We start from the raw sequence: 26,498 nt of genomic DNA on the forward strand, positions 1-26,498 counted from the left end.
GATGTGGATGCAGCTGGCGGAAGCCAGCGCAGGCAGAATTTTCATTATTTGTGCTACAATGAAGTCCTCATGAGGGCTAGAGACACGGTACGAGGGCTTGAATAGATGCTAGAGAAAGTCGCTGTAATAGGCGCGGGGAGCTGGGGCACCACCCTGGCCGACCTGCTCGCCAAGAAGGGGCACGCCGTCACCCTTTGGGCCTACGAGCCCGAGCTGGTCGTCACCATGCGCGACACCGGGGAGAACGACCTCTTCCTGCCCGGGATCAAGCTGCAGGAAAGCCTCGCCTTCACCAATGACCTCGAGGAGGCCTACCGCGGCTGCACCATGGTGCTCTGCGTGGTGCCGTCCCAACTGGTACGCCGGGTGATCAGCAACTCCCTCCCCTTCATCCCGAGGGACGCGGTGATCATCTCCGCCTCCAAGGGGATCGAGGTCGACACCCTGGCCACGGTTTCCGAGATCTACCAGCAGATCCTCCCCCCCGAGATGTACGCCCGGTTCGCCGCCCTCTCCGGCCCGAGCTTTGCGCGCGAAGTGGCCCAGGAGATGCCGACCGCCGTCGCCGCCGCCGCGGCCAGCGAGGAGATCGCACGCCGGGTGCAGGAAGCCTTCAACACCAACTTCTTCCGGGTCTACCGCAACTCCGACGTGGTGGGAGTCGAGCTGGGCGGCGCCATCAAGAACGTCATCGCCATCGCCGCCGGCATTTCGGACGGCCTCGGCTTCGGCAGCAACACCCGCGCGGCCCTCATCACCCGCGGCCTTGCCGAGATGACCCGCCTGGGGCTCGCCATGGGGGCCCAGCCGGCCACCTTCGCGGGTCTGGCCGGGATGGGGGATCTCGTGCTCACCTGCACCGGCGACCTGTCCAGGAACCGCAGCGTCGGCATCCAGATCGGCAAGGGGCGGCGCCTTGACGAGATCCTCGGCGAGATGCGCATGGTCGCCGAAGGGGTAAAGACCACCGAATCCGCCTACAACCTCGCCAAGAAGCTCGGGGTAGAGATGCCGATCATCGACCAGATGTACCAGATGCTCTACCAGAACAAGCCGGCCCGCGAGGCGGTCTTGGAACTGATGACCAGGAACCTGAAGGCCGAAGGAGCTTAACAGCAGGTTGAGGTCGAGGTTAAGGTTAAGAGAAGTTCTCAACCTCAACCTTGACCTCGCCTGTTTCACCAAGGATAGGTAATGCAACCACGCTTTGGCATAAGAACCAAACTGCTCCTGTCCATTCTCGCCATTCTTCTCATCTCCTATTCCACCCTGATCTACTCGACCATGAAGACCATGAGCGCCTCCTTGCGCACAGAGGTCGACCGTAACCTGGAAACCAACCTCACCTACGCCCGCAGCCAGTACCTCGACCGCGCCAAGGTCGTGAAGTACTCGCTGCTGCAACCGGCCACCTCCAAGCTGGTGCAGGAACACCTGCTGGCACGGGACCGTGGCTGGCTGGACGACCGGCTCAAAGTGGTGCACAAGGTGCTCCCCTACCTGGACTTCCTGCTGGTGCTCGATGGCAAAAAGAGGATCGTGGCGGGGAGCGACAGTTCCACCGGTGAGGAGCTGTACCTGCCGGGAGTGCTGGACCAGTCCCTGGCGGGAAAACGGGTGGTCGCCTCCACCGAGATCCTGCCGGCGGTAGTGCTGTGCCAGGCGGGAGCGAAGCGCTACTGCGAACAGGAGAGCAACGCGGAGGCGTTGGTGAACACGGTGGTGGTACCGGTTCTTGGCGATGACGGCAAGGTCGTGGGGTGTATCGTCGCCGGGGAGGTCCTCAACAACCACGCCACGCTCCCCGCTGATCTGCAGGAGGTATCCAGCCGCGACGTGGAGGTGAGCATCACCCAGCGCGACCTCCGCATCGCCAGCAGCCTGCCGACCGCCCTGCGCGACTCCTCCATCCTCGCGCCGCAGGTGATCGACGTGCTGGAGCGGGGCGAGGTCTACCGGGGCGAGGCACGCATCGGGTCGCGGGACTACGAGACGGTCATCGACCCCATCCTGAACAGCCGAGGCGAATTCGTCGGCGCCATTTCCGTGGCCGTCGCCACCGAGAGGTTCAGGGAAACCAAGCGGGAAAACCTCGGCAACATCCTCGCCTCCGCCTTCATCGGCATCATCTGTTCGTTCGGCCTCGCCTTCCTGGCCTCCCGGCACCTGACCGGCCCGCTGCGGCAACTGGCATGGAGCGCCAGCAGGATCGGGGAGGGGGACCTGGACCAGCGGGTCGAGGGGCACCAGGATGACGAGGTGGGGGTGCTCGCCTCCTCCTTCAACAAGATGGTGCAGGCGCTCAAGGAGCGTGATTCCATCATCAACAGGAAGACCGGCGACCTGCAGGAGCTGAACGAGCAGCTGGAGCGGATGGTGGACCAGCGGACCTCGGCCCTGGCCATGGAGATGGGACGGCTGGAGGCGGTGTTGACCAGTCTCGCCGAGGCGGTCCTGGTGACCGACCTGGACAACCGGGTGGTGCTCTTCAACCCCGCCGCGCAGCAGCTTTTCGGCATGGTGCCGCACCGCGTGATCGGGCAGCCCTTCGAGCATGTCTGCGAACTGGTCGGTTTCACCCCGCTCCTGGAGCGGATCAGGGACCTCTCGCAGCCGGACCGGGGGGGCGGGACCAAGGAGGAGCTGACGGTAAAGGGGAAGCGGCTGCACGTCTACCTCTCCTCGCTCTCCGACGAGTTCGGCAATTTCGCCGGCATCGTCCTCTCCATCCGCGACGTCACCGTGGAACAGCAGGTGGACCGGATGAAGACGGAGTTCATCTCGACCGTCTCGCACGAGCTCAAGACGCCGCTCACCTCGATCAAGGGATCGCTGCAACTGCTTTTGACCAGGAGCAAGTGGCTCACCGACACCGAGCGGCAGCTGCTCACCGTCTGCTTCCGCAACACGCAGCGCCTGATCAGGCTGATCAGCGAGATACTCGACATCTCCGGGATCGAGTCCGGTGGGATGGTGTTCAAGTTCAAGCCGGTCTCCATCGGCGAACTCACCGTCTACGCTGTGGAGGAGATCAAGTCCTACGCCATGGGGCGCGACATCACCATCGTCAACACGGTCGGAGAGCACCTCCCCATGGTGTACGGCGACAGCGACCGCCTGATCCAGGTGATCACCAACCTCCTCTCCAACGCGGTCAAGTTCTCCCCAGAGGGTAAGGTGGTGATGATCAGCGCGGAGCAGGAAGGGAACTACGTGGTGGTGTCGGTGGCCGACAAGGGGCGCGTGATCCAGTGGTCGGACCGCGACAAGCTTTTCAAGAAATTCCAGCAGATAGAGTGCCAGGAACGGGGCAAGGTGGGAGGGACCGGCCTGGGGCTCGCCATCTGCAAGGAGATCATCGAGCGCCATCACGGCCGGATCTTCTACACCGCCGCCCAGGAGCGCGGCAACACCTTCAGCTTCACCGTACCGATCATAGGGGAGACCGATGCCAAAGGACAAAATTCTTATAGTGGATGACGAGGCGGACATCGCCCTCATCCTCAAGCTGCAGCTGGAAGACGCCGGTTACGAGACCGAGCGGGCCCGCGACGGGGTAGAGGCGCTGGAGGCGATCGAGCGCGAGCATTTTTCCCTGATCATGCTGGACATCAAGATGCCCCGCATGGACGGTCTGGAAGTGTTGAGCCGGATCCGCAGCGACCAGACCCCGGTGGTGATGATGACCGCGCACGGCAGCGAGGACATCGCGGTGGACGCCATGAAAAAGGGTGCGCTGGACTACATCTCCAAGCCCTTCTCCTCCGACGACATGCTGCAAAAGGTGGAGCGCGCCATCGGCATCGACCGCACCAGGAAGGAAAACGCCAAGCTGCAACGGCAGTTGGACGAGGAGCGCCTCAAGATGGCGGCGGTACTCCAGGGGATGGCGGACCTTCTGCTGGCCGTCGACCTGCACGGGACCATCATCACTGCCAGCCGCCAGGCGGAAAGGGTCCTCTCCCGCGACGGGGGCATCGAGGGGAAGGTCCTGGAAGAGGTGTTGAAAGCCGATGTGCCGGGAGGCGAACTTCCGGCCCGGACCGTGCTGCGCTCGGGGGAACCCTGCCTGGATGTCGCCTATCAGCTCCAGATCGCCGGGCAGCAGGTGCCGGTGCTCTCGTCGGCGGCGCCGCTGAAGAACTCGGCCGGTGAGCTGGTCGGGAGCGTCGAGATCATCCGCGACATCTCCAAGCTCAAAGAACTGGAGCAGGAGAAGGAAGATTTCGTCAGCATGCTCTCGCACGACCTGAAGTCGCCCATCACGGCGGTGGTCGGCTCCATCGACCTGGTGCGCGAGGCGAAGCTCGGCCCGATCACGCCGGACCAGCGCGAGTACCTGAACGCCGCCATCGAGAGCTGCGAGGAGATGGTGGAGATGATCGACACCCTGCTCGGCATCCACAAGTTCGAGGCGGGCAAGATGAAGCTCAGCTTCAGGGACGAGGACCCGGGGGCACTGGTCAACCGCAGCGTCACCAAGTTCCAGACCCTGGCGCAACGCGGCGCCATCAACCTCTTCACCACCCTCCCCTCCGGCCTCCCTCCGGTCTCGGCGGACCGTTCCTCCTTCAACCGCATCATGGGGAACCTCCTCTCCAACGCGGTGAAATTCACCCCGGAAGGGGGGGAGATCGAGGTATCGGCCGACCTGGTGCGCGACCCCGCCTCGGTGACCGGGAAGGTCCCGGAGCAGAACTACGCGCCGCAGCAGCTCCCCGTGGAGGGGGAGTTCGTTCGGATCAGGGTGCGCGACAGCGGGGTCGGCATCCCGGAGGAATCGCTTGGTTCCATCTTCGACCGCTTCGTCCAGGCCAGAAACCGTCGCCAGGGGAAGACCCGCGGCACCGGCCTGGGCCTCGCCTTCTGCAGGAAGGCCGTGGATGCCCACGGCGGCTACATATGGGCCGAGAGCGAGCCGGGGGCCGGCAGCATCTTCACCATCCTGCTTCCCGCGCAGCCGGAGGATCCGGAGGAGTGACGGTGTCGACGCTTCATGAGTCACCGGCGGAGAGGGGCAAATGAGGATCTTTTGCAGCGTTCTTTAATTATCTCCTTTTTTCTTTTTGCAAATATAGTAAAGTAGAGCAGCGTCGGAGAGGGGAACCTCTCATGGGAGTGCCGGCAGTTACCATGACATGATCTTGTGCTGGGGAGGGCGAAGTGGCGCTGCGAGAAAGCGATGCGGGATACCGCGAGTTGTTCGAGGAAAACCCCGAAGCGATGTGGGTCCGCCACCGTGACACCGGGCGGTTCCTGGCTGTCAACGAGGCCGCCCTGACCCTCTACGGGTACCGGCGCAACCAGTTCCTGGAGCTGGACCTCTCCCACCTTGGCCCGGTGGTTCCCCCCGCCGGGGACCAGGACCGGGTAATCCCCTGCCGGCAACGCCGCCTGGACGGCACGGAGCTGGAGTTGCAGCTCACCTGGCGCCCGGTCACCTTCCAGGGCGAACCGGCCCACCTGGTGCTGGTGCGGCAGCCCGCCCCGACCCAGGAGGGACAGGACCAGGAACTGCGGCGCCAGGTGACCGAGCAGCTGGCGCAGCTGGAGGCGGCGCACCGGGAGCTTGAGGCTTTCAGCTATTCCGTTTCCCACGACCTCAGGGCCCCCTTGAGGCACATCGACGGGTTCAGCCGGGCGCTTCTGGACGATTACGGCGAGCAGTTGGGGGGGCAGGGGCAGGAGTACCTGGTCCGGATCTGCCAGGCGACCGGCAAGATGGCGCAGCTCATCGACGCGGTGTTGCAGTTGGTGCGGGCGGGACGGTGCGAGCTGGACCCGCGCGAGGTCGATCTCAGCGTCAAGGCCCAGGTGATCGCGCTGGAGCTCAAGCACAGGGAGCAGCAACGCCCGGTCGAGTTCGAGATCGCGGAGGGGGTCAAGGCGCAGGCCGATCCGAAGCTGGCGCGGCAACTCCTGGAGATCCTGATCGGCAACGCCTGGAAGTTCAGCTCCAAGACTCCCGACGCCCGGATCAGGTTCGGGGTGAGGGAAGAAGCGGGGCGGCCGGTCTACTTCGTCAGCGACAACGGCGCCGGTTTCGACATGGCCTACGCGGAGAAGCTCTTCACGGTGTTCCACAGGCTGCACCGTGCCGACGAGTTCGAGGGGAGCGGCGTCGGGCTTTCCATAGCCCAGCGCATCGTGACCCGCCATGGCGGCAGGATCTGGGCCGAAAGCGCACCCGGGAAGGGGGCTACCTTCTGCTTCACGTTGAGCAAGGATGACAATGGATGATTGACCATTGACAATGGACGTGAAAAGGGCGTCGCATTGACAACCCGCGGGTCACCGTTGACAATGTTATCCGCCCGCGGGTCGCGGCTTTGTCAAGAACGGATGCTGCCCGTGAGGTCAGGCCTCGTCTGTTGTCCATCGTTAATTGTCAGTTGAGGTTTTATGGTCGCGAAAGAGCTTAAAGTTCTGCTGGTTGAGGATTCGCTGGAAGACAGCCTGCTGCTGGTCCGGGAACTGGTGCGCGGTGGCTACAAGCTCGAGCACCTGAGGGTGGAGACCGCCGAGGGGATGCGGCTCGCGCTGGAAGGGCGTAAGTGGGACGTCGTCATCTCCGACTACAGCATGCCCTCCTTCGACGCCCTCGGCGCCCTGCGGGTGCTGCACGAAAGCGGCCAGGACCTCCCGTTCATCATCGTCTCCGGCAAGATCGGCGAGGACCTCGCCGTCGCCGCCATGAAATCGGGCGCCAACGACTACCTGATGAAGGGGAACCTCGCCCGCCTGGTACCGGTGGTGGAACGAGAGCTGCGCGAGGCCGCGGAGCGCAGGACCCATCGCCTCACCCAGGACAAGGTGCGCCGCGGCAAGGCGGAGTGGGAATCGGTGTTCGACGCCGTCTCCGACCTCATCATCATCACCGACGCCGAAGGTGTCATCTCCCGCTGCAACGGCCGGGTCTCGGCCTACTTCCCCGGTGGCTACGACGCCGTTCTCGGCAAGCGCATCGACGAGATCTTCTTCGGATCGGAGCAGCCCGAGGGGAAGGTGTTCCGCTTCCTGCACATGCAGGGTGATGAGACCGACGAGGATGTCCGCTTCCCCAACCTGAGCGGCTGGTACAACGTGGCCAGCTACCCCATGCGCATCGAGGGGAACGACCGCGGTTTCGTTCATATCATCAAGGACATCACCAAGCGGCGTGAGGTCGAGGAGGAGAAGCGCACCAGCGACCGCGAGCTCCTCACCCTTTACGCCGTGGCTTTCCGCCTGCAGTACACCAAGGGGGTGGAGAAGGTCATGGGTGACCTCCTGTTCCAACTGCACAACATGCTGCAGATGGACTTCTCCTGCATCCACCTGTTCGAGGGGGATAAACTGCGGATCCGTGCCTCGCTCGGGCTCTCCCCAGCCTTCGAGAAGGCGATGACGTCGCTCCCCGCCGATGCGGAGTGGAACCGGCTGGCGCAGAGCGGTCGCCCCTTTCTGGGGGAGGAACCGGACGCGCGCTTCCCGGACAAGGCCAAGAAGGCGGCGGTCGCCATGGGGCTGCACTCCTGGTGCACGGTCCCCTTGAAGATCGGCCAGGAGGTCATGGGGGTGATGACGGTGGGGACGCTGTCGGGACGCAGCTACAGCGACCGCGACGTCTTCCTGCTCTGCTCCATCGCCGGTCAGCTCGCCGTCCTCATCGACAACTACAGCCTCTACGACAAGATGAAGGAGAAGGCCGAGGAGCTCTACAAGAGCAAGATGGAGCTCAAGGAAAACCTGCAGAAGGTGAAGCGGGCCAACATCGAGCTGGGGCGCCTCAACACCGCCAAGAACAACTTCATCGGCATCGCCTCGCACGAGCTCAAGACGCCGATCACCTCCATCATGGGCGGGGCCGAGTTCCTGCTGAAGTATTCCGGGATCCCGATGACCCCGGAGCAGCACAGCATCCTGGCATCGGTCTACGAGGGAACCGTCCAGCTGAGAAAGCTGGTCGAGGATCTTCTCTCGATTTCCAGGATCGAGGCCCAGGGGCCGCTCGCCCAGAAAAAGCCCGCCAACCTGATTCAGCTTTGTCGCGAGGTGCACAACCTCTTCGCGCTGCCGCTCTCCGAGCGGCACATCACGGTGAGCATCGGCGGAGAGGAGACCGACGTCCCGGTCGACGAGGCCTTCGTCACCCTCGCCATCCGCAACCTCATGGAAAACGCCATCAAGTTCACCCACGACGGGGGCGAAGTACGGCTCTCCGGGCGGGTGTTGAAGCATGCGCAGTTAAAGGAACTGACTCCGACGCTGCGGCATTTCTATTCCGCCTTCCCCAACAACATCGCCACGGCCCCGGGCTATTACCTGTTGCAGGTGAGCGACAACGGCATCGGGATTCCCGCCGACGAGCGGGTGCGGATCTTCGAAAAGTTCTACGGGGTCGGGGACATCGCCCACCACTCCTCCGGCGATACCGCCTTCATGTCCAAGGGGTCCGGGCTCGGCCTCTCCATCGTGCGGGGCATCATGGACGCCCACGAGGGGGCGGTCTGGGTGGAAGAGGCGTCGGGGGGGGGCAGCACCTTCTCGCTTCTTTTCCCACTGCAAAATTAACAGGGATAAAAGGGATAAATGGGATAACTCCTCGTTTATGCGCCTTCATCCCTGTTATCCCTTTTATCCCTGTTCGGGGCGGTGTATGAATCACGCCATCACACTCCATGAGATCACCAAGAGCTACGACGGGTTCACCGCCGTGGACGCCTTTTCCCTGGAGGTGGAGCGCGGCACCGTCTTCGGCCTCTTGGGTCCCAACGGCGCCGGCAAGACCACTCTCATCAAGATCCTCACGACCCTGATGCGCCCTACCCTTGGTGACGCCTTCGTCGAGGGGCACAGTGTCCTCACGGCGGGCAAGGAGGTGCGCCGGCTGATCGGTGTGGTCCCGCAGGAAAACAACCTGGACCGCTACCTGACCGCGCGCGAGAACCTGGTCCTGCACGCGAGGCTGCATGGCATGCGTCCGGCCGCTTACAACCCGCGCATCGACCAGCTTCTGGAGATGACCGGGCTCGCCGCGCGTCAGCACGATTTCCCCGACACCTACTCCGGAGGGATGCAGCGCCGACTCGTCGTGGCGCGCGCCCTGGTGCACGAGCCCCGGGTCCTCTTTCTCGACGAGCCCACCACCGGGCTGGACCCGCAGTCCCGGCGTTCTCTCTGGGACCACATCCGGGGGCTGCGCCGGAGCATGACCGTTTTTCTGACCACCCACTACATGGACGAGGCCGACGCCTTGTGCGACCGGATCATGATCATGGATCACGGCACCTGTCTCGCCGACGGCACCGCCGCGCAGTTGAAGGATGCCTTCTCCCGGGCCCACACCTACCAGGTGGAGTTTCGCCGCGATGCCGACCGCTACCAGGGGGTGCTGGCCGGGCTTTCCTTCGTCAAGGGAGTCGAGCGCGAAGGGAGTCTCTTTCAGATCACCCTGGCCGACGAGGAGTCCATAAAGCCGCTCATGGACCACCTCTGCGGCTCGGACATCCGCCGCATCTGCCTCAAGGAGCCGAGCCTTGAGGACGTGTTCATTTCGCTGACCGGGGAAAAAGTCAGGGAATAACAAAGAAACCGTTCTACGTTCTACGTTCTATGTTCTAGGTTTAAGGCCTTCAACGTAGAACCTAGAACGTAGAACCTAGAACGGGTTCTCTTATGTTCAAAGGCGCTTTTTCCATCTGGGGCAGGGACATGCTGGTGCTCAAGCGCAGCATCATCTCGGAGCTCGTCTCCGTGGTCGCCTACCCGCTCACCCTCTACCTCGCCTTCGGCTTCGGACTCAAGGGGTATATCACCGACGTCAACGGCGTACCCTACCCTCTCTTCATCGCGCCGGGCCTCATCTCGATGACCGCGGTCAACGCGGCCTTCGACGAGAGTTCCTGGAGCATGTGGTTCCACCGCAAGGTGCAGCGCACCATCGAGGAGTACCGGGTCACCCCGGTCACCGTGTACGACATCGTCATCGGCAAGATCTTCTCCGGCTTTTCGCAAGGGGCGGTCAAGGGGACCGTCGTCTTCCTGGTGATCCTGTTCCTCACCCCCTTCCGCATCGACTACGCCAACCTGCCGATGTACCTTTTGTGCATCGCACTGTCATCCATGACCTTCTCCTGTCTCGGCACCATCTGCGGCACTGTCATAGACAAGCCGGAGAACATCGGACGGGTGCAGTCCGTGATCATCGTCCCGCTCATCTTCATGGCCGGAATCTTCTTCCCGCTTTCATCGTACCCCGCATCCATTCTGCCACTGATACAGCTCCTCCCCACGACCGCCGTATTCGAAGGAGCGCGGGACGCCCTCCTGACAGGAACAATTCCTACCCACTACCTGGTCAACCTGGTACTCAGCGCCGCCTTCTGTTTCGCCGTTGCTGTTTACACGTTCAACCGTAAAATGGCGGAATAAGCGATTCTTCTTGAGTTCAGCGAGGCTTTCATAGTAAAGTTTGCAGTAAACTTTTTACCTCCTGGATGCCGCTTCAGACGCCGTGTCGAACAGCAGGCAAACCGAGCGTACCTTGTCGCAGAGCCGACCGTTTTTGGCGTGAATTCGTTCCCTGCCCGAGTCGATTAGCCCCCCGCCGCATCGCAACGCTTTCCAGGGTAACTATTGGAGATGCCATGGCCGAAGAGTTCGTACCCAAATGGATCGCCTGGGAAACCACCCAGCGCTGCAACCTCAAATGCGTGCACTGCCGCTGCTCGTCCGAGATGACTTCGTCGGAAGGTGACTTCACCACCGAGGAAGGGAAGAAGCTCCTCAAGGAAATCGCTGACTTCTCGAAGCCGGTCGTGGTTCTCTCCGGCGGCGAGCCGCTGATGAGGCCGGATATTTTCGAACTGGCCGAATACGGTACCTCGCTGGGCCTCAGGATGTGCATGGCGACCAACGGTTCACTCGTCACCGACGAGGTCTGCGAGAAGATGAAGAAGGCCGACATCAAGATGGTGTCGCTCTCCCTGGACGGCTCCTGCGCCGAGGTTCACGACGACTTCCGCCAGTGCCCGGGCGCCTTCGACGGCGTCATGAAGGCGGCCGAGCTGTTCAGAAAGCACGGCCAGAAGTTCCTGATCAACTCCTCCTTCACCAAGAGGAACCAGACCGACATCGCCAACACCTTCAAGGTGGCCAAGTCGATCGGCGCCACCGCCTGGTACATGTTCATGATCGTCCCGACCGGCCGCGGCGAGGACATCATGAGCGAACTGATCTCCAAGGAGGACTACGAGGAGATCCTCGACTGGCACTATCACCAGGAGAAGAACGAGGACGACATCCTCATGCGTCCCACCTGCGCGCCGCACTACTACCGCATCGTGCCGCAAAAGGCCAAGGCGGAAGGCGAGAAGTTCGAGCGCCGCTCGCTCACCTTCTCCACCGGCGGCGGCAAGGGGTGCATCGCCGCGCAGACCATCTGCCTCATCGACTGCTTCGGCAACCTGAAACCCTGCTCCTACTTCCACAGGACCGCCGGCAACGTCAAGGAGACCCCCTTCAAGGAACTCTGGGAGAACTCGGAGATCTTCAAGGACCTGCGCGACTTCAAAGCCTACAAGGGGAAGTGCGGCGACTGCGAGTACCTGAACGTCTGCGGCGGCTGCCGCGCCCGCGCCGACGCGGTGTACGGCGACTACATGGCGGAGGAGCCGTTCTGCAACTACGTGCCGATCAAGGTGCAGAGAAAAGAGCAGAAATAAAGCTAACCTCCCCCGTCCCTCCCCCGCAAGGGGGGAGGGGGATCTTCAATTTTCTAAAATTTCACCCAGGAGGATTACTATGAATACTCGCTTTTTAGACGCTTGTTGGGGTAAGCCGGTTGACCGAGTGCCCGTATGGCTTATGCGCCAGGCTGGCCGTTATCTCCCCGACTACATGCGCGTCCGCTCCAAATGCACCTTCCTGGAACTGTGCAAGACCCCGGAACTCGCCGCTGAAGTGACCATTCAGCCGGTGGACATCCTGGGCGTCGACGCCGCCATCCTCTTCTCCGACATCCTGACCCCGATCGAGCCGATGGGCATGGAACTCGACTTCACCCCGGGTCCCGTCTTCACCAAGCCGATCCGCACCATGGCCGACGTCGAGGCGCTCAAGATCCCGAAAATGGAGACCGACGTCCCCTACGTGCTGGACGCCGTCAAACTGCTCCGCAAAGAGCTCGCTGCCAAGGTGCCCCTGATCGGCTTCGGCGGTGCGCCGTTCACCCTCGCCTGCTACATGGTCGAGGGCAAAGGCTCCAAGGACTTCGCCGCCCTCAAGAAGATGATGTACGCCGAGCCGGAAGTCTACGCGGCCCTGATGGACAAGATCACCACCATGGACATGGAGTACCTGAACGCCCAGATCGCTGCCGGCGCGCAGGCCATCCAGATCTTCGACACCTGGGGCGGCATGCTCTCCCCGTCCGACTACGAGCGCTACGTCCTCCCCTACACCCAGCGCCTCATCAACGGCCTGAACCGCACCAACGTCCCGGTCATCCACTTCGTCAAGGGCGCCGGCACCATGCTGGAGATCGTCAAAGAGGCCGGCGGCGACGTCATGGGTCTCGACTGGCACGTCAACCTGGGCAAGGCCCGCGACATCCTGGGCGACATGGCGGTACAGGGCAACCTCGACCCGACCGTGCTCTTCGCCCCCAAGGAGATCATCGAGCGCGAAGTGAAGCGCGTGCTGGACGAGAACGCCGGCAGGCCGGGCCTCATCTTCAACCTGGGCCACGGCATCCTCCCCACCGTCCCGCCGGAAAACGCGATCTTCATGGTCGACTGCGTGCACCGCCTGACGCAGAAATAATTCTGGACCACAGACAAGGGCGGCCGACGAGGCCGCCCTTTTTGTTGACCCCGTAAAAGGATCCGGCGGCCGTGCAGCCACGGCCGGCACATGGCGCCGGACCAGCCAGGAGCGCATCATGCTTAGGCTTTTCAAGATAGATAACGGGCTCATCAAGGAGATGGAGTCCCAGAGGGAAGACCTCCCGAACCAGATCCTCAAGGCCGACTGGATCGACGCGCACGAACCGGACGACGAGGAGAGGGATCTCCTCGAGCTGCTGCTGCACACCGACATCCCGGAGTCGGACGAGGTCGACGAGATCGAGATCTCGGCCCGCTGCTTCGTGGACTCGGCCGGGATTCACGTGCACCCGCTGTTCCTCTCCCAGAGCGAAGGGCGTCACATGACGCTCACCGTCGCCTGCATCCTGCAGCAAAACCACCTGATCACCATCCGCGAGGGGGATCTCGCCGACTTCCGCCTGTTGCGCATGCGTGCCCGCCGCGGGCATGTCGAGTGCCGCTCCCCCGCCGAACTACTGGTCATCCTGCTGGACCAGAAGGTGGAGAACCACGCGGACACCCTGGAGGACATCCACCGCCAGCTCGAAGGGGTGAGCCACATGGTGCTCGAAGACGACAAGTCCGAACTCGAGGACGCCATCGGCAAACTGGCCCGGCTGGAGGACAGCAACGGGAAGATCCGCCTCTGCCTGATGGATACCCAGCGGGACATCTCGTTCCTGTTGCGCCACCTGCGCGACCGCACCGACCAGAGCGAGACCCTGAGGGAGATCGCGCGCGACGTCGAGACCCTGATGTCGCACACCACCTTCCTGTTCGACAAGATCAACTTCCTGATGGACTCCACCCAGGGCTTCATCAACATCGAGCAGAACCAGATCATCAAGATCTTCTCCATCGCCGCGGTGGTCTTCCTCCCCCCTACCCTGGTGGCCAGCATCTACGGCATGAACTTCGAGTTCCTGCCCGAGCTCAAGATGCCGCTCGGCTACCCCTGGGCCCTGCTGCTGATGCTCATCTCCGGCTTCGCGCCCTACTGGTACTTCAAGCGCAAGGGATGGTTGTAACAAGCAGTCGATACTGTATGGCCTTGTCTGCTGTATACGAATAAATGGATGGTTTACTCTCTGTAAGAAAAGTGCTATAAGACTGCCTAAGTCTAATTAAATGAGGCGGTCCTATGGCAAAGAGAGCGGTCCTGGCAGCGGCGGCAGCACTGGTACTTTCCTTTTCCTTACCCGAAGCCCGGGCAACCAACGGGGACACCCTGATCGGCGTGGCTCCGGCCTCCCGCGCCATGGGCGGCGCCGGCGTCGCGGCGCCGCAGGATGCCATCAGCGCCATCTTCGCCAACCCCGCCGCGGTCTGCATGGGCCCCTACTGCCCGGGGAGCGAGTTCGTCTTCGCCTCCACCGTCTACGATCCCTCCGTCAAGGCCACGGTAAGGGTCGGCCCCACCAGCACCACCGCCAAAAGCGACATGAGGCCCTTCGTCATCCCGGCGGTCGGCATGATTACCCCCATCAGTGACCGGCTGCGCTTCGGCCTGGGCATGTTCGGCATCACCGGCATGGGGGTCGATTACCGCAACAAGGGGATCGACCTCAACCAGGGCAATCCCGGCAGCGAGGGGGACATCTATACCCAGCTGCAGATCCTCAAATTCGCACCCAACATCGCCTTCCTGGTGACGCCTGACTTTTCCATCGGCACCTCGATGCACCTGCTCTACGGTTCGCTCGACCTCGGCCAGGGAACCGCGCACAACTACGGGTTCGGGGAGCAGTTCGGGGCGCTGTATCGCCTCGGCTCCTTCTCGCTGGGGGCGAGCTACACCACGCCCGAGAAGATCTCGCACAAAAACGTCACCGACTTCGGCAGCGGTCTGCAGAAGCGGGAGTTGAGCATGGAGTCGCCGCGGACCGCATCCGCAGGTGTCGCCTGGCGTCCCAACGACGAGCTCCTGGTCGAAACCGATGTGAAGTGGCTCAACTGGCAGGATGCCGAGGGGTACAAGGATTTCGACTGGAAGAACCAGTGGGTCTACGCCCTGGGGCTGCAGTACAAGGACCCCGAAGGCCTCACCCTGCGCCTGGGGTACAACTACGGCAAGAGCCCGGTCAAGCTGCACAAGGGGTTCGACGCCGCCGGGACCACCACGGTCCAGGGGAACACGCTGCCGACCCTTTCCTACGAGTACCTGCGCATGATCGGCTTCCCCGCCATCGCGGAGCATCATTTCACCTTCGGTGTCGGATACCAGTTCTCCAGCAGGTTTGAAGGCCATGTCGGCGGGATGTGCGCCCTCGACAACAGCATGAGCGAGACCGATTCCAGCGGCACCTTCGCTTTCGGGTCCAAGGTCAGGGAAACCTCCTACGATCTGGGCCTGATCTGGCACTTCATGTAACCGCGACCAACGCCGCTCTCCCGCCGGGGGGCGGCGTTGATTTTTCCCCACCACCACCGCACCTTCCCTTTGCACCGCCTCCCCGAACTTAAACCTCAAGTGCCATCTTTATTCGCCGATACATGAACCAGATTCATACTCTGTTTAGCCCCACCTTAAACTGACTCGACCCGCTCCGGTGCCTGATTTTGGACGAAGCTTGATGCTCCGCAGCCTGTTTTGAGAGAGCACTTTCATGCTGTTGACAGTACGTTGCCACATCCTCATTCTGCTCGTCCTGGTCCTCGTGCCGTGGGATCAAGCGAACGCGGCCCCCTCCCCTTCCGGCCAGCCGGCCGTGATCGAAGTCGGCGTGCAGCCTTTGGGATACCCGGCGGCCATGATCGGGGCGGCGCTGGAGCACGACGCCATCCTGAAGCGGGAACTGGAAGCGGCCGGCTACCTCCTGAAATTCGTCCCCTTCCGCAAGGGAAGCGAGATGGTCCCTCTCATGGGCAACTCGCTGAGCGCCGCCATTGTGGGCGACATGTCGACCATCGGGATGGGGGTGCGGACCGGGATATGCGTGGTGGGGGTGGCGAAGAAGACCTTCACCTCCCTGGTGGGGCGCAACATCGCTCTGCTGGCGCAGTTGAAAAGAAAGCGGGTTGCATACGCGGAGGGATCGTCGGCGCACCATACCCTGCTGCAGGCGCTGGCGAGTGTTGGCCTTCTCGAACGGGATGTCACCTTGGTCCCCATGGATATCGACGCCATGCCCGCGGCCCTCGAGTCCGGCAAGGTGGACGCCTTTTCCGCCGGGGAGCCGGCACCGACCCTGGCGCTCACCAAAAACACCGAGGCGCGGGTGCTGTTCCGGGGCGCCAGCAGCGACTTCTTCGTGATATCGGCGCAGTTGGTACGCAATGACCCGCAGGCTGCATTGGCACTTGCCGCCGGATTGGTGCGCGCGCTGAACTGGATGCGCAAAAGCAACACCAATCTGCAGCAGGCTGCGCTCTGGGCGGAAACTGACCGCACGGCGTTGAGCCCGCGCCACCGGAAACTGGCGCAAGGCCATGTCATCGAGATCACGCGCCGCGAGATTCTCGATGTGCCGGCGGCGCCCGTTATCGTCCGACTCCCGGGACACCTTCCCCTAAAGGACGAGTTCGATTTCCTGAAGCGCCAGGGGAAGCTTCCGCAGGATGCCACGTACCAGAGGGTGGAGCATGCCTTTGCCTATGACGGGCTGCAGCAGGTATTGAAGTCCCCCCAGCGCTACCGGCTGGGTGAGTTCGAGTACCGGCCATGAGCGCCGCGGGCCGGAGACCAACCAGGCTGTCGGGCATCCGCGAGCGGGTCATCGCCTATTTCAGCGTGCTTTCGGTGCTAGGGTGCGGCGCCCTGATCCTGGTACTGGTGTACGGGGCTCCATGGCTGGGGATCGTCGGTATCCACGGGCTCAAGGAGGCGGAGATCGTCCATGCCCTGGAGAACGCCGCCGATCACAAGAAGCAGTCGATCCTCACCTGGCTCGCCTCGCGCCGTACCGAACTGGCGGTGGTGGCCAATTCCTACGATTTCGTCGGTGCGACCGCGGCCCTGCTGGACCAGGAAGCCGCCTCGGCGATCCCTCCCCAGGACCGGGTCCGGTTCCTGTGCCAGCATCTGTCCACCCTCAAGCGGACCTCCCCCGATTGCTATGACAGCCTGGCGCTGATAGCGCCCGACGGCAAGATTATCGCCGCCAGCGAGTCGGATCAGATCGGGAGTCGCTACCGTTACGGCGAGTTCCTGAACGTGGCTTTCACGGTGGGAGCTGCAGAGCAGATCGGCACCGCCTGGGGGAACGGCCATCCGGTGATCCTGATCTCGCGGCAAATTGTGATCCGGGACCGGGTCGGGCGGGAAACGGGGGAGGTGCCGGCGGTCCTGGTCAGCGTAACCAGGCCGCAACAGAGCCTGGAGGCGCTGGCGCTGCTGCCGGGAGTGGCCGATGCCGAAGGGAACCAGATGATCCTGGTCGGGGCACAGGGGGAGTTGCTGGCGTCGGTGCCGGAACACAAGCCGGACCTGCCGGCACAGGACCCGCTGCTGGCAAGACTGTCACGGCAGGCAATGACCATGACCGAGTCCTCCCGGCTGGAAACCCTCGACGACGGGCGCCAGATCCTCGCCGCGTACCGCTACGTGCCCCTGGGGGTGGCGCAGGGGTGGGGGATCGCTGTGGCGATAGACCACCAAAAGGCCTTTGCGCCGCTGGTCTCCACCACTGCGCGTGCCGCAATGTTCGGTCTGGTCATGATTGCCATCGCGCTGATTCTGGCGGGTTGGGGGGGAGGACGGGTGGCCGGGCCGATCCGGGAGCTGAGAAATACCGTGCTGGCCCTGGAGCGCGGCGACCTGTCGGCGCGCACGGAGGCAAAAAGCGGGGTGCCGCAGGAGATCGCGGATCTTGCCACGGCCTTCAACAGCATGGCCAGGCGCATCGAGGACTCGCACCAGGACCTGGAGCGGGAGGTGGCCGACAGGACCAGGGAACTGCGCCAGGAGAAGGAGAACGCGCGGCGCTACCTCGATTTGGCGGGTGCCATGCTGCTCCTGCTGGGAAGCGACGGATGCATCAGGATGATCAACAGGGCGGGAACCCAGCTTTTGGGCATGGTGCAGGGAGAGCCTCTCGGTCTGAACTGGTTTGACAACTTCATTCCTCGCGAACAGAGGAAGAAGATCCGTGAGATTTTTGATGCCCTGATGCGTGGTGAACAGCAACTCCTCGAGTTCTACGAGAACCGGATCCTGACCCGCGACAAGGGGGAGCGGCTCATCTCCTGGCACAACATCCTGATGCGGGACGAGGAGGGCAACATCCAGGGCGTGTTGTGCTCCGGCGAGGACGTCACCGACAGGCGGCAGGCGGAATTGGAGCGCGGGGAACTGGAGCGGCAGCTGCTCCACACCCAGAAGCTGGAGAGCCTCGGCGTGCTGGCCGGCGGCATCGCCCACGATTTCAATAACCTGCTCATGGCCATCGGCGGCAACGTCGAACTGGTGCGCCACGTGCTGGAGCCGGACAGTCCGGCCATCAAGTACTTGGAGAACGCACACCAGGCGACCAAGAGGGCAGGGGACCTGACCAGGCAGATGCTGGCGTACTCCGGGAAGGGGGGGTACAGCGTCAAGCTGGTGGACCTGAACCGGCTGGTGGGGGAGAACGTGGACCTGATGAAGGCATCCCTGCGCAAGGGGGCCACTTTTGCGGTCCAGCTGCAGCCGGGGCTGCCGCTCCTGGAGGCGGACCCGGGGCAGATGCAGCAGGTGATCGTGAACCTGGTCACCAACGCCATCGAGGCGGCGGGGGAGGGGGGAGCGATTACGGTTGCGACCGGGCTGGCCGACTACGGCGTGGCGCAACTGGCGCACAGCCGCCTGGAGCAAAAGCCGCAGCCGGGCAGATTCCTGTCGGTCGAGGTTGCCGACGACGGTTTCGGCATGGATCAGGCCACCCGCGAGCGCATGTTCGATCCGTTCTTCTCCACCAAGTTCACCGGACGGGGGCTGGGGCTGTCAGCGGTACAGGGCATCGTCAGGGGGCATGGAGGTGCCATCTTCGTCGAGAGCCGGCCGGGGGCGGGAACCAGGATGCGCGTCGTCTTCCCGGCGGCAGGAGCCGCTGGCGCGACAACGGCCGCCACGAAGCGGGAGGAGCGGGAGGAGCGGGAGCTACCGGCTCCAAGGGAAACCGCGCTGGAACGCGCGCTGGCCAAGCAGGCGGTGGCTGACGAGGCTCCCTCGACCGACCTGCCTGTGGCCGAGGGAGCGCAAGAGCCTAGCGGGCGCTCAGGGGGGATCGTTCTGATTGTGGACGATGAGGAGATGGTGCGCTTGGTGTGTCGGGCGATGATCCGGGGGCTTGGCTATCGCACCATGGTCGCCTCCGACGGTCCCGAGGCGGTGGCGCTGTTCCGGGAGCATGCCGAGGAGATCGGGGTGGTGCTCATGGACCTCTCCATGCCAAAGATGGACGGCATGACCGCCGCCGAGCATCTGCGGGGCATCCGCCCCGATGTGCGCATCGTCCTGTCCAGCGGTTTCAGCGCCGCCGAGGAGGCGCGGCGCTTGTCCGGGCACCAGGGGGCCCTGTTCATCCAGAAACCCTACGACCTGGTGTCGCTCAAGCAGGTGCTGGGCGAGGTCGATCCCGACCCGGCACCGTGAGATGGTCCGGCCGAATCCCCGCCCCTACTTCAGCTGGGGGTGGGGCGTGTCATCCGAACTCGGCGGCAGCAGAGGGTAGGGGAGCTTGGGCTGCCGCCCCGTCAGGCTCTTCAGAAACGCCACCGTGTCCTCCACTTCGCCATCCTGCAACGTCATCCCCAACTGGGCCGAGCCCATCACCGTCACCGCGTCGCGCAGCTTCCAGACCTTGCCCGAATGGAAATAGGGCTGAGTCAGGGCCACGTTGCGCAGCGAGGGAGCCTTGAAGACGTAGCGGTCGCTTTCCGTGTTGGTGACCATGAAGCGGCCGGTATCGCCGGCTGGACGGATTTCGGTGGCGGGGGCCTCCCGCACGCCGAAGGGATAGTAGTCCACGCCGCCCACGTTGGTTCCCGCGTGGCACGGGGCGCACCCCTTGTCCATGAAGATGCGCAAGCCCCGCTTCTCCCTGGCGTTCAAGGCGCCGGCGTCACCCTTAAGGAACCGGTCAAACGGTGAGTCAGGGGTCAGCAGGGTCGCCTCGAACACCTCGATCGCCTTGGCCATGTTGTCGAAGGTGACCGGATCCTTGGCGCCGGGAAACGCCGCCTTGAACAGCGGCGCGTAGCCGGGGATGCTCTTCAATGTCCTCACCACCAGTTCCGGGTTGCTGTTCATCTCCACCGCCGCCTGCACTGGCCCCTTGGCCTGGGTCTGCAGGTCCTTGGCGCGGCCGTCCCAGAACTGCGCCACGTCGAACACCGCGTTGAACACCGTGGGGGAGTTGCGCGGCCCCTTCTGCCAGCCATGCCCCGTCGAAGTTTCCTGGAGGTCAGCACCGGCCAATCCCACGTTGTGGCAGGTGTTGCAGCTGATGAGTTGCGAGCTGGAGAGTCGGGGGTCGAAAAAGAGCTTCCTGCCCAGTTCGAGCTTCGCCGCCGTGGCCGGATTGGCCTTGAGGGGAGGGGCCTTGGTCGGGATCGGTTTGAACAGCTTGTTGGCGCGCGACAGCAGGTCGTCCGCGGCGTAGGCGGGGTGGCAGAGGCAGAGCGGCACGAGCAGCAACAACGGTATCTGTTTCATGTGGCCTCCCGTAAGGGTGGAGTGGCAAACCATTAAAAGGTACATTCGGAAAAAGCGCTGTCAACCGATAGGGGAGGGAGAGGGGGCAGGGTGATGGTGATGGGACTGGTGATGCGGAGGCGAATGCGAATGGGCTGTAGGGGCAAATAATCATTTGCCCAGCCGCCGGTGCCCGGTCCGGTGCCGATGGCGAGAGAGGTGATGATTCGATCAAGGGGGGCGAATGATTATTCGCCCCTACCGTGGACGGGCGGTTCCGTGGAGGGAGCGTGGTAAGGAAAAATAATCATTTGCCCAGCCGCCGGTGCCCACGTCGGTGTCGCTGGCGAGAGAGGTGATGATGCGATCAAGGGGGGCGAATGATTATTCGCCCCTACCGTGGACGGGCGGACGCTGGTGCCGCGAAAAAAAAGGGGGCCTTGCGGCCCCCTCGCTGCGTCAACACATCTGCGCCGGCATCAGCGCTTCAGGTACTGATCGATCGCTGCTGCGGCGCGCTTGCCGTCGCCCATGGCGAGGATGACGGTCGCCCCCCCCCTGACGATGTCGCCGCCGGCGAAGACGCCGGGGATGCTGGTCTGCCCCTCTTCATCTGCCACGACGTTGCCCCACTTGTTCAGCTTGAGATCAGGCGCGGTGGCGGTAAGGAGCGGATTGGCGTTGGTGCCGACCGCGTTGATGACGATGCCCGCCGGGATGTCGAACTCGGAGCCGGCAACCGGCTGCGGACGGCGGCGGCCGGAATCGTCTGCCGGGCCCAGTTCCATCTTCTGGCAGCGCAGCGCCGAGACCCAGCCGTCCTCGGTGTCGACGATGGCGATGGGGGCGGTGAGCATGACGAACTCGACACCTTCCTCCTTGGCGTGCTTGATCTCCTCGATCCTGGCCGGCATCTCCGCCTCGCCACGGCGGTAGATGATCATGGCGCGCTTGGCGCCCAGCCTGCGGGCGGTCCTGACGCAGTCCATGGCGGTGTTGCCGCCGCCGATGACGGCGACCTCGTCCCGCTGCAGGATCGGCGTCGCGCTGTCTTCCCTGCGCCCGGCCTCCATGAGGTTGACGCGGGTAAGGAATTCATTGGCGGCGTAAACCCCTTTCAGGTTCTCCCCGGGGATGTTGAGCATGGTCGGGAGGCCGGCGCCGTTGGCGATGAAGACGGCGTCATAATCCTCGGTCAGCTCGGCGACCGTCAGGGTCTTGCCGATGATCACGTTGCACTCGATGGTCACGCCCAGCTCGGCAAGGACCGCCACCTCGCAGTCGATGATCTCCTTGGGGAGACGGAATTCCGGGATGCCGTAACGGAGTACGCCGCCGGTGTCGTGCAGCGCCTCGAAGATGGTTACCTGGTGTCCCATCCGCGCCAGTTCACCGGCCGCGGTGAGACCGGCGGGGCCGCAGCCGACCACGGCCACCGATTTGCCGGTCGGTTCCGGCTTCGCTTCTTTGAGCAGGCGGTCCGGGTGCAGCATGGCCCAGTCGGCCACGTAGCGCTCCAGGTAGCCGATGGCCACCGCGTCGCCTTTCTTGCCGCGCACGCACAATGCCTCGCACTGGGTTTCCTGGGGGCAGACCCTGCCGCAGACGGCGGGGAGGGCGTTGTCGCCACGCAGGATCTTGGCGGCCTTGGGGAGGTCGTCGCAGGCCAGGGCGTCGATGAATTCGGGGATGGACACTCCGACCGGGCAGCCGGAGACGCAGTTCCTGGTCTTGCACTGCAGACAGCGCTGCGCCTCGGAAAGCGCCTGGTCGGCGGAGAGCCCCAGGTTCACCTCTTCGAAATTGGTGCTCCGCTCGTCAGCCGGCAGTTCCGGCATGTGCACCCTATCTATAGCCATCCTCTCTTTGGGGGACAGGTCGTTGCTCACTTTGCTACCTCCTTAGCCAATTTGCAGCCCTCGGCTGCGTGCCTTGCCGCCTCTTCCTTGCGATAGCTGGTCAGGCGGTCGGAGAGGCCGTCGAAGTCCACCAGGTGCGCGTCGAACTCGGGCCCGTCCACGCAGGCGAACTTGGTCTCGGTGCCCACCTGGACGCGGCAGCCGCCGCACATCCCTGTGCCGTCGATCATGATCGGGTTGAGGCTCACGATGGTCTCGATGCCCGGCTCGCGGGTCAGGTTGGCCACTGCTTTCATCATCGGGACCGGGCCCACGGCGAAGACCGCCTGCGGTGCACGGACCGGGTCAGCGATCATCTCGGAAAGGGGACCGGTGACGAACCCCTTGTAGCCCAGGCTGCCGTCTTCGGTAGTGATCAGCAGGTTCTTGGAAAGCACACCCAGTTCGTCCGCCAGGATCACGTAGCGCTCCGAGCGCCCGCCGATGATGGTGGTGATCTCGTTGCCTGCCTCGGCCAGTGCCTTCACCAGCGGGAAAAGAACGGCAGTGCCGACGCCGCCTCCGACGCAAACGACCCGGCCCCAGTTGGTGATATGGGTCTCTTTGCCCAGGGGGCCGGCCACGTCACGAATGAAGCCGCCGACCGGGGTCGAGACGATCTTACGGGTCGAGGCGCCGATGGCCTGTATGAACAGGGTGATGGTCCCGGCGGCCGGGTCCGCATCGCCGATGGTCAGCGGGATCCGTTCTTCACCCTGAGCCAGCCTGACCATGACGAACTGTCCAGCCTTCCTGGCTTTGGCGATCCGGGGAGCGACCAGCACCATTTTGTGGAGGTTTTCCGCGAGAATCTCGTTGCTTACAACTTCGAACATTGAGTCACCTTCTTGGAGGAGAGTATGTGCTGCAGCTGTTTTAGCGTAGTGAATACGATATCAGCTGTGAGGGAAAAAGCGCAAGGAAGTATACGGAAAGTCAGGGGTAATGAACGAATGACAATGGACCGTTGGTAAGCGTCGACTGCCCGAAGGAGGGCACCCGCCCCCGGAGGGGGAGGGCTGGGGAGGGGGAAGAGGCTTATCCCTTCACCTTGTACGTCGCGCAGATGATGCCGGCGAAGATGAGCACGATGCCGGCCACGTGGAAGGATTGCAGTCGCTCACCGAGGAAGGCGACGGCCATGATGGTGCTGAATGCTGGCATCAGGTGCACGAACTGCCCGCCGACATGGGGACCGACCTGGCGCAGGCCGTGGTTCCACGCGGTGAAGGCGACCACGGAGGCGAGGATGCCGACATACAGGACGCTGAGGATGGTAGGGAGGTTCCAGGTCATCAGGTGCCCCTGGGAGATCTCGTACCCGTAGAACGGGATCAGCAGGACCAGGCCGCACACGGTCATGGAGAACAGGAACACGAACGGGTTCAGCCCCTGCGGGTAGCGCTTGATAGCGACGGAATAGAGGCCCCAGGCGATGGCGGCCAGCAGTACCAGCAGGTCGCCGCGGTTGAAGGTCAGGGTGAGGATGCGGGACGGGTCGCCACGCAGGATGATGGCGGCGACGCCGACCAGGGACAACGCGATGCCGGCGTGCTGGCGCAGCATGACGCGCTGCCCGTAGAAAATGCGCGCGAACATGATGATGAAGATGGGGATGGCGGAATTGACCAGCGCCGCGTTGATGGCGGTGGTCCAGTGCATGGCCGTGTAGATCAGGAAGTTGAAGAGAGTGACGCCGAACAGGCCGGAGATGCCGATCAGCGGCAGGTTGGCCCGGACGATGGGCCACTGCTCGCGCAGGCGCGGCAGCACTACCGGCAGCAGCACGATCAAGGCCACCACCCAGCGCCAGAAGACGAAGCCGGCGGGCGGGATCACGTTGTTCATGGCCCTGCTGATCACGAAGTTCCCGGACCAGATCAGGGCGCTTAGGGTAAGGAGGAGGTACGGCATCGCAATACCTGCTATGGCGAAGATTTCGTCCACATCCCCTTCGCCCTCAGGGAGAGGGCTGGGGTGAGGGCGGCGCCAAAGCGGAAAGACTCTCTCATTTTGCGCACTTGGTCAAGCAAATTGAACAGGGATAAAAGGGATAAAGACGGATGGAAAACAAACCCTCCCCCCGGAGGGGGAGGGCAAGGGGGAAGCTTTACAGCAAAGGGGACAGGCACCTGCGGAGCCAGTCCCCTTCACGTAAAGAGCTTAGAACTCCTGCGACATCGCCTTCACCTGGCGCGCGGTGAAGACCGGGCCGTCCTTGCAGACATAGACATTGCCGACGTTGCAGCGGCCGCACTTGCCGACGCCGCACTTCATACGGTTTTCCAGGGTGGTGTAGATGTTGTCGTCGGTGAAACCGAGGCGCTCCAGGACCGGGAGGGTGAACTTGATCATGATCGGCGGGCCGCAGACCAGCGCGATGGTGTTCTCGGCGCTCGGCGCCGCCTCTTCCAGCACGGTGGGGACGAAACCTACCTTGCCGTCGAAGTCCGGACCGGCGCCGCCGGGATCCACGCACTTCACCAGGCGCACGTCGTCGCGTTCCTGCCATTCCTTCAACTCGTGCTTGTAGACCAGGTCCGCTTCGGAGCGGGCACCGTAGACGATGGTGATGTCCTTGAACTTGTCGCGCAGGTCCAGGCAGTTCCAGATCACGGTCCTAAGCGGCGGCAGGGCGATGCCGCCCGCGATGAAGACCAGGCTCTTGCCGAAAAACTCCTCGATGGGGAAAGAGTTGCCGTAGGGGCCGCGCACGCCGACGGTGTCGCCGACTTCGAGCCTTCTCAGCGACTCCGTCACTCGCCCGACGCTCCTGAAGCAGCACTCGATGTACCCCTTGCGGGTTGGCGCCGAGGCGATGCAGAAGGTCGACTCGCCGAAGCCGAAGGAAGAGTACTCGGCGAACTGGCCGGCGCGGAAGCTGAAGTTCTCCCGGACCTGCTCGTCCTGGAAGACCAGGCGCAGCGTCCTGACGTCAGGCGTCTCGTCGACGATGGCTTCGATGGTAGCGAGGTTGGGGAGGTAGATGTTATCGGATTTGCACATAGGTCGTTTCTCTCGATAAGGCGTTTAACAGGGATAAAAGGGATGCAAGGGATAAAACCAATAGGCCTTTGTTGTTATCCCTTTTATCCCCTTTATCCCTGTTCGTTTTAGTCTTGCTTGGTGTTGATGGTCTCAAGGATTTCCGCGATGTCGATGCCGACCGGGCAGGCGCGGATGCAGCGGCCGCAGCCGGTGCAAAGGGTCTTGCCGAACTTGTCGTCGTAGTACTTGAACTTGTGCATGATCCGGTTCCGGTAGCGCTTGTTCTGCACGTCGCGCGGGTTGTGGCCGGAAGCGTGGTTGGTGAACTTGGCGAAGCCGCAGGCGTCCCAGTGCTTGCGCCTGACGCCGTCGTCCGTGCTCCCCTCGTCGTTGATGTCGAAGCAGTGGCAGGCCGGGCAGATGAAGGCGCAGGCGCCGCAGCCGACACAGATGTCCGCGATCTTCTCCCAGAGCGGGTCCTCGAAGTGCTCTTCCAGCCACTTCTTGATCTTTACCAGGTCGAGTTTGGCGACAGCCTGGTCGACAAACGGTTTCGGCTCGGCGCCTGCCCCTTCCGAGAAGAGGTTCTGGTGCGCAGCCACCAGGGCCTGACCCTTTTCCGTCACCGCATTACAGGCGTAGGAGCCGTCCTTGAGCGGGGTCAGGAACAGGTCGCTCCCCGCCTCGGCATCCGGAGCCAGGCCGACTGCGCGACAGAAACAGGCGTCGTCACCCTTGGTGCAGGCGATCCCGACGATGGTGCTCTTGCGGCGGCGCTCCAGGTAGAACTCGTCCTTGTAGTCCCAGGACATTACCGCGTCCAGGATGGCGGGGGAGCCGGCGTCGCAGGGAGGGGCGCCGATCAGCACCGCCTCCGGGAACTTCGAGCGGTCCACGTCGTTCACCTTCATGGCACCGTTTTCCCGCTTGTAGGAGAGGATGTCCTCGCAGATCGGGAAGAACAGCTCCTTGGAGGAGCGGCGCGGCAGCGCGTCGAGGGTGAGGTCCGAGCCTGCCGTCAGCGGTTCATAAAGCACCACCGATCCCGACAGTTTCGGTCCCACCACGAGTTTGGCTTCCTTGACCAGGAGGTCGATCAGATTGCGAAGGTTCTGTTCCGTAATGATCTGCGGCATAAAGGTCTCTTTTGTT

Annotated in this window: 19 protein-coding genes; 13 read left to right on the forward strand and 6 right to left on the reverse strand. The window is 63.3% G+C overall.

Translation table 11 applies throughout. From position 1 onward, the window contains the following. The first annotated feature begins 105 nt into the window (after positions 1-105). The 13 genes from KOL99_RS02685 (at position 106) to KOL99_RS02745 (ending at position 19,419) form a co-directional block, all read left to right on the forward strand. A complete protein-coding gene (locus KOL99_RS02685) occupies positions 106-1,113 on the forward strand; it encodes an NAD(P)H-dependent glycerol-3-phosphate dehydrogenase (RefSeq protein WP_216508949.1) in 1,008 nt (335 codons plus the stop codon). 81 nt (positions 1,114-1,194) lie between these two features. Continuing rightward, the gene (locus KOL99_RS02690; protein WP_216508950.1) at positions 1,195-3,480 is read left to right on the forward strand and encodes an ATP-binding protein; all 2,286 of its coding nucleotides are present in this window, start codon (positions 1,195-1,197) and stop codon (positions 3,478-3,480) included. Next, on the forward strand, positions 3,449-4,981 hold the full coding sequence (locus KOL99_RS02695; RefSeq protein WP_216508951.1) for a hybrid sensor histidine kinase/response regulator: 1,533 nt from the start codon (positions 3,449-3,451) through the stop codon (positions 4,979-4,981). The genes KOL99_RS02690 and KOL99_RS02695 overlap by 32 nt, the downstream gene beginning before the upstream one ends. Before the next feature lie 182 nt (positions 4,982-5,163). Beyond that, entirely contained in the window at positions 5,164-6,240 is a 1,077-nt protein-coding gene (locus tag KOL99_RS02700) for a sensor histidine kinase (protein ID WP_216508952.1), read from the forward strand. 162 nt (positions 6,241-6,402) lie between these two features. Continuing rightward, entirely contained in the window at positions 6,403-8,553 is a 2,151-nt protein-coding gene (locus KOL99_RS02705) for a hybrid sensor histidine kinase/response regulator (protein ID WP_216508953.1), read from the forward strand. 85 nt (positions 8,554-8,638) lie between these two features. Next, a complete protein-coding gene (locus tag KOL99_RS02710) occupies positions 8,639-9,565 on the forward strand; it encodes an ABC transporter ATP-binding protein (protein ID WP_216508954.1) in 927 nt (308 codons plus the stop codon). Positions 9,566-9,657: 92 nt separating this feature from the next. Then, the gene (locus KOL99_RS02715; RefSeq protein WP_216508955.1) at positions 9,658-10,413 is read left to right on the forward strand and encodes an ABC transporter permease; all 756 of its coding nucleotides are present in this window, start codon (positions 9,658-9,660) and stop codon (positions 10,411-10,413) included. Positions 10,414-10,628: 215 nt separating this feature from the next. Next, a complete protein-coding gene (locus tag KOL99_RS02720; RefSeq protein ID WP_216508956.1) occupies positions 10,629-11,705 on the forward strand; it encodes a radical SAM/SPASM domain-containing protein in 1,077 nt (358 codons plus the stop codon). 79 nt (positions 11,706-11,784) lie between these two features. Continuing rightward, a complete protein-coding gene (gene hemE / locus KOL99_RS02725; RefSeq protein ID WP_199387225.1) occupies positions 11,785-12,804 on the forward strand; it encodes a uroporphyrinogen decarboxylase in 1,020 nt (339 codons plus the stop codon). 118 nt (positions 12,805-12,922) lie between these two features. After that, positions 12,923-13,876: a magnesium/cobalt transporter CorA gene (gene corA / locus KOL99_RS02730; protein ID WP_199387226.1), complete on the forward strand. Its 954-nt coding sequence runs from the start codon at positions 12,923-12,925 to the stop codon at positions 13,874-13,876. 113 nt (positions 13,877-13,989) lie between these two features. Beyond that, on the forward strand, positions 13,990-15,219 hold the full coding sequence (locus KOL99_RS02735) for an OmpP1/FadL family transporter (protein WP_216508957.1): 1,230 nt from the start codon (positions 13,990-13,992) through the stop codon (positions 15,217-15,219). 235 nt (positions 15,220-15,454) lie between these two features. Beyond that, a complete protein-coding gene (locus KOL99_RS02740) occupies positions 15,455-16,513 on the forward strand; it encodes an ABC transporter substrate-binding protein (RefSeq protein WP_216508958.1) in 1,059 nt (352 codons plus the stop codon). After that, entirely contained in the window at positions 16,510-19,419 is a 2,910-nt protein-coding gene (locus KOL99_RS02745; RefSeq protein WP_216508959.1) for an ATP-binding protein, read from the forward strand. Before KOL99_RS02740 ends, KOL99_RS02745 begins: the two co-directional genes overlap by 4 nt. A 24-nt stretch (positions 19,420-19,443) precedes the next feature. On the opposite strand, the gene KOL99_RS02750 is transcribed toward KOL99_RS02745, so the two are convergent. The 6 genes from KOL99_RS02750 to KOL99_RS02775 all read right to left on the reverse strand — a co-directional run bounded on the left by KOL99_RS02750 (position 19,444) and on the right by KOL99_RS02775 (position 26,482). After that, complete coding sequence (locus KOL99_RS02750; RefSeq protein WP_216508960.1) at positions 19,444-20,481, reverse strand: cytochrome-c peroxidase; 1,038 nt, start codon at positions 20,479-20,481, stop codon at positions 19,444-19,446. Positions 20,482-20,939: 458 nt separating this feature from the next. Then, positions 20,940-22,349, reverse strand: coding sequence for an NADPH-dependent glutamate synthase (gene gltA, locus KOL99_RS02755; protein WP_216508961.1), 1,410 nt, complete (start codon positions 22,347-22,349; stop codon positions 20,940-20,942). Further along, the gene (locus tag KOL99_RS02760) at positions 22,346-23,194 is read right to left on the reverse strand and encodes a sulfide/dihydroorotate dehydrogenase-like FAD/NAD-binding protein (protein WP_216508962.1); all 849 of its coding nucleotides are present in this window, start codon (positions 23,192-23,194) and stop codon (positions 22,346-22,348) included. The genes gltA and KOL99_RS02760 overlap by 4 nt, the downstream gene beginning before the upstream one ends. 202 nt (positions 23,195-23,396) lie before the next feature. Continuing rightward, the gene (locus KOL99_RS02765; RefSeq protein WP_328759505.1) at positions 23,397-24,305 is read right to left on the reverse strand and encodes a DMT family transporter; all 909 of its coding nucleotides are present in this window, start codon (positions 24,303-24,305) and stop codon (positions 23,397-23,399) included. Between the two features lie 216 nt (positions 24,306-24,521). After that, complete coding sequence (locus KOL99_RS02770; protein ID WP_199387233.1) at positions 24,522-25,364, reverse strand: FAD/NAD(P)-binding protein; 843 nt, start codon at positions 25,362-25,364, stop codon at positions 24,522-24,524. 107 nt (positions 25,365-25,471) lie between these two features. Next, on the reverse strand, positions 25,472-26,482 hold the full coding sequence (locus KOL99_RS02775; protein WP_216508963.1) for a 4Fe-4S dicluster domain-containing protein: 1,011 nt from the start codon (positions 26,480-26,482) through the stop codon (positions 25,472-25,474). Between the last annotated feature and the right edge of the window lie 16 nt (positions 26,483-26,498).

It is taken from the genome of Geomonas azotofigens (genome assembly GCF_018919395.1).
In the GTDB taxonomy this organism is placed as follows: domain Bacteria; phylum Desulfobacterota; class Desulfuromonadia; order Geobacterales; family Geobacteraceae; genus Geomonas; species Geomonas azotofigens.

Excerpts from the sequence above, each read along its gene's own strand:
- KOL99_RS02705 (WP_216508953.1), top strand. The coding sequence starts at position 6,403 with ATGGTCGCGAAAGAGCTTAAAGTTCTGCTGGTTGAGGATTCGCTGGAA.
- KOL99_RS02710 (WP_216508954.1), top strand. The coding sequence starts at position 8,639 with ATGAATCACGCCATCACACTCCATGAGATCACCAAGAGCTACGACGGG.
- KOL99_RS02750 (WP_216508960.1), bottom strand. The coding sequence starts at position 20,481 with ATGAAACAGATACCGTTGTTGCTGCTCGTGCCGCTCTGCCTCTGCCAC.
- hemE (WP_199387225.1), top strand. The coding sequence starts at position 11,785 with ATGAATACTCGCTTTTTAGACGCTTGTTGGGGTAAGCCGGTTGACCGA.
- KOL99_RS02770 (WP_199387233.1), bottom strand. The coding sequence starts at position 25,364 with ATGTGCAAATCCGATAACATCTACCTCCCCAACCTCGCTACCATCGAA.
- KOL99_RS02685 (WP_216508949.1), top strand. The coding sequence starts at position 106 with ATGCTAGAGAAAGTCGCTGTAATAGGCGCGGGGAGCTGGGGCACCACC.
- corA (WP_199387226.1), top strand. The coding sequence starts at position 12,923 with ATGCTTAGGCTTTTCAAGATAGATAACGGGCTCATCAAGGAGATGGAG.
- KOL99_RS02740 (WP_216508958.1), top strand. The coding sequence starts at position 15,455 with ATGCTGTTGACAGTACGTTGCCACATCCTCATTCTGCTCGTCCTGGTC.
- KOL99_RS02760 (WP_216508962.1), bottom strand. The coding sequence starts at position 23,194 with ATGTTCGAAGTTGTAAGCAACGAGATTCTCGCGGAAAACCTCCACAAA.
- KOL99_RS02745 (WP_216508959.1), top strand. The coding sequence starts at position 16,510 with ATGAGCGCCGCGGGCCGGAGACCAACCAGGCTGTCGGGCATCCGCGAG.
- KOL99_RS02715 (WP_216508955.1), top strand. The coding sequence starts at position 9,658 with ATGTTCAAAGGCGCTTTTTCCATCTGGGGCAGGGACATGCTGGTGCTC.
- KOL99_RS02735 (WP_216508957.1), top strand. The coding sequence starts at position 13,990 with ATGGCAAAGAGAGCGGTCCTGGCAGCGGCGGCAGCACTGGTACTTTCC.
- KOL99_RS02690 (WP_216508950.1), top strand. The coding sequence starts at position 1,195 with ATGCAACCACGCTTTGGCATAAGAACCAAACTGCTCCTGTCCATTCTC.
- KOL99_RS02695 (WP_216508951.1), top strand. The coding sequence starts at position 3,449 with ATGCCAAAGGACAAAATTCTTATAGTGGATGACGAGGCGGACATCGCC.
- KOL99_RS02720 (WP_216508956.1), top strand. The coding sequence starts at position 10,629 with ATGGCCGAAGAGTTCGTACCCAAATGGATCGCCTGGGAAACCACCCAG.
- KOL99_RS02775 (WP_216508963.1), bottom strand. The coding sequence starts at position 26,482 with ATGCCGCAGATCATTACGGAACAGAACCTTCGCAATCTGATCGACCTC.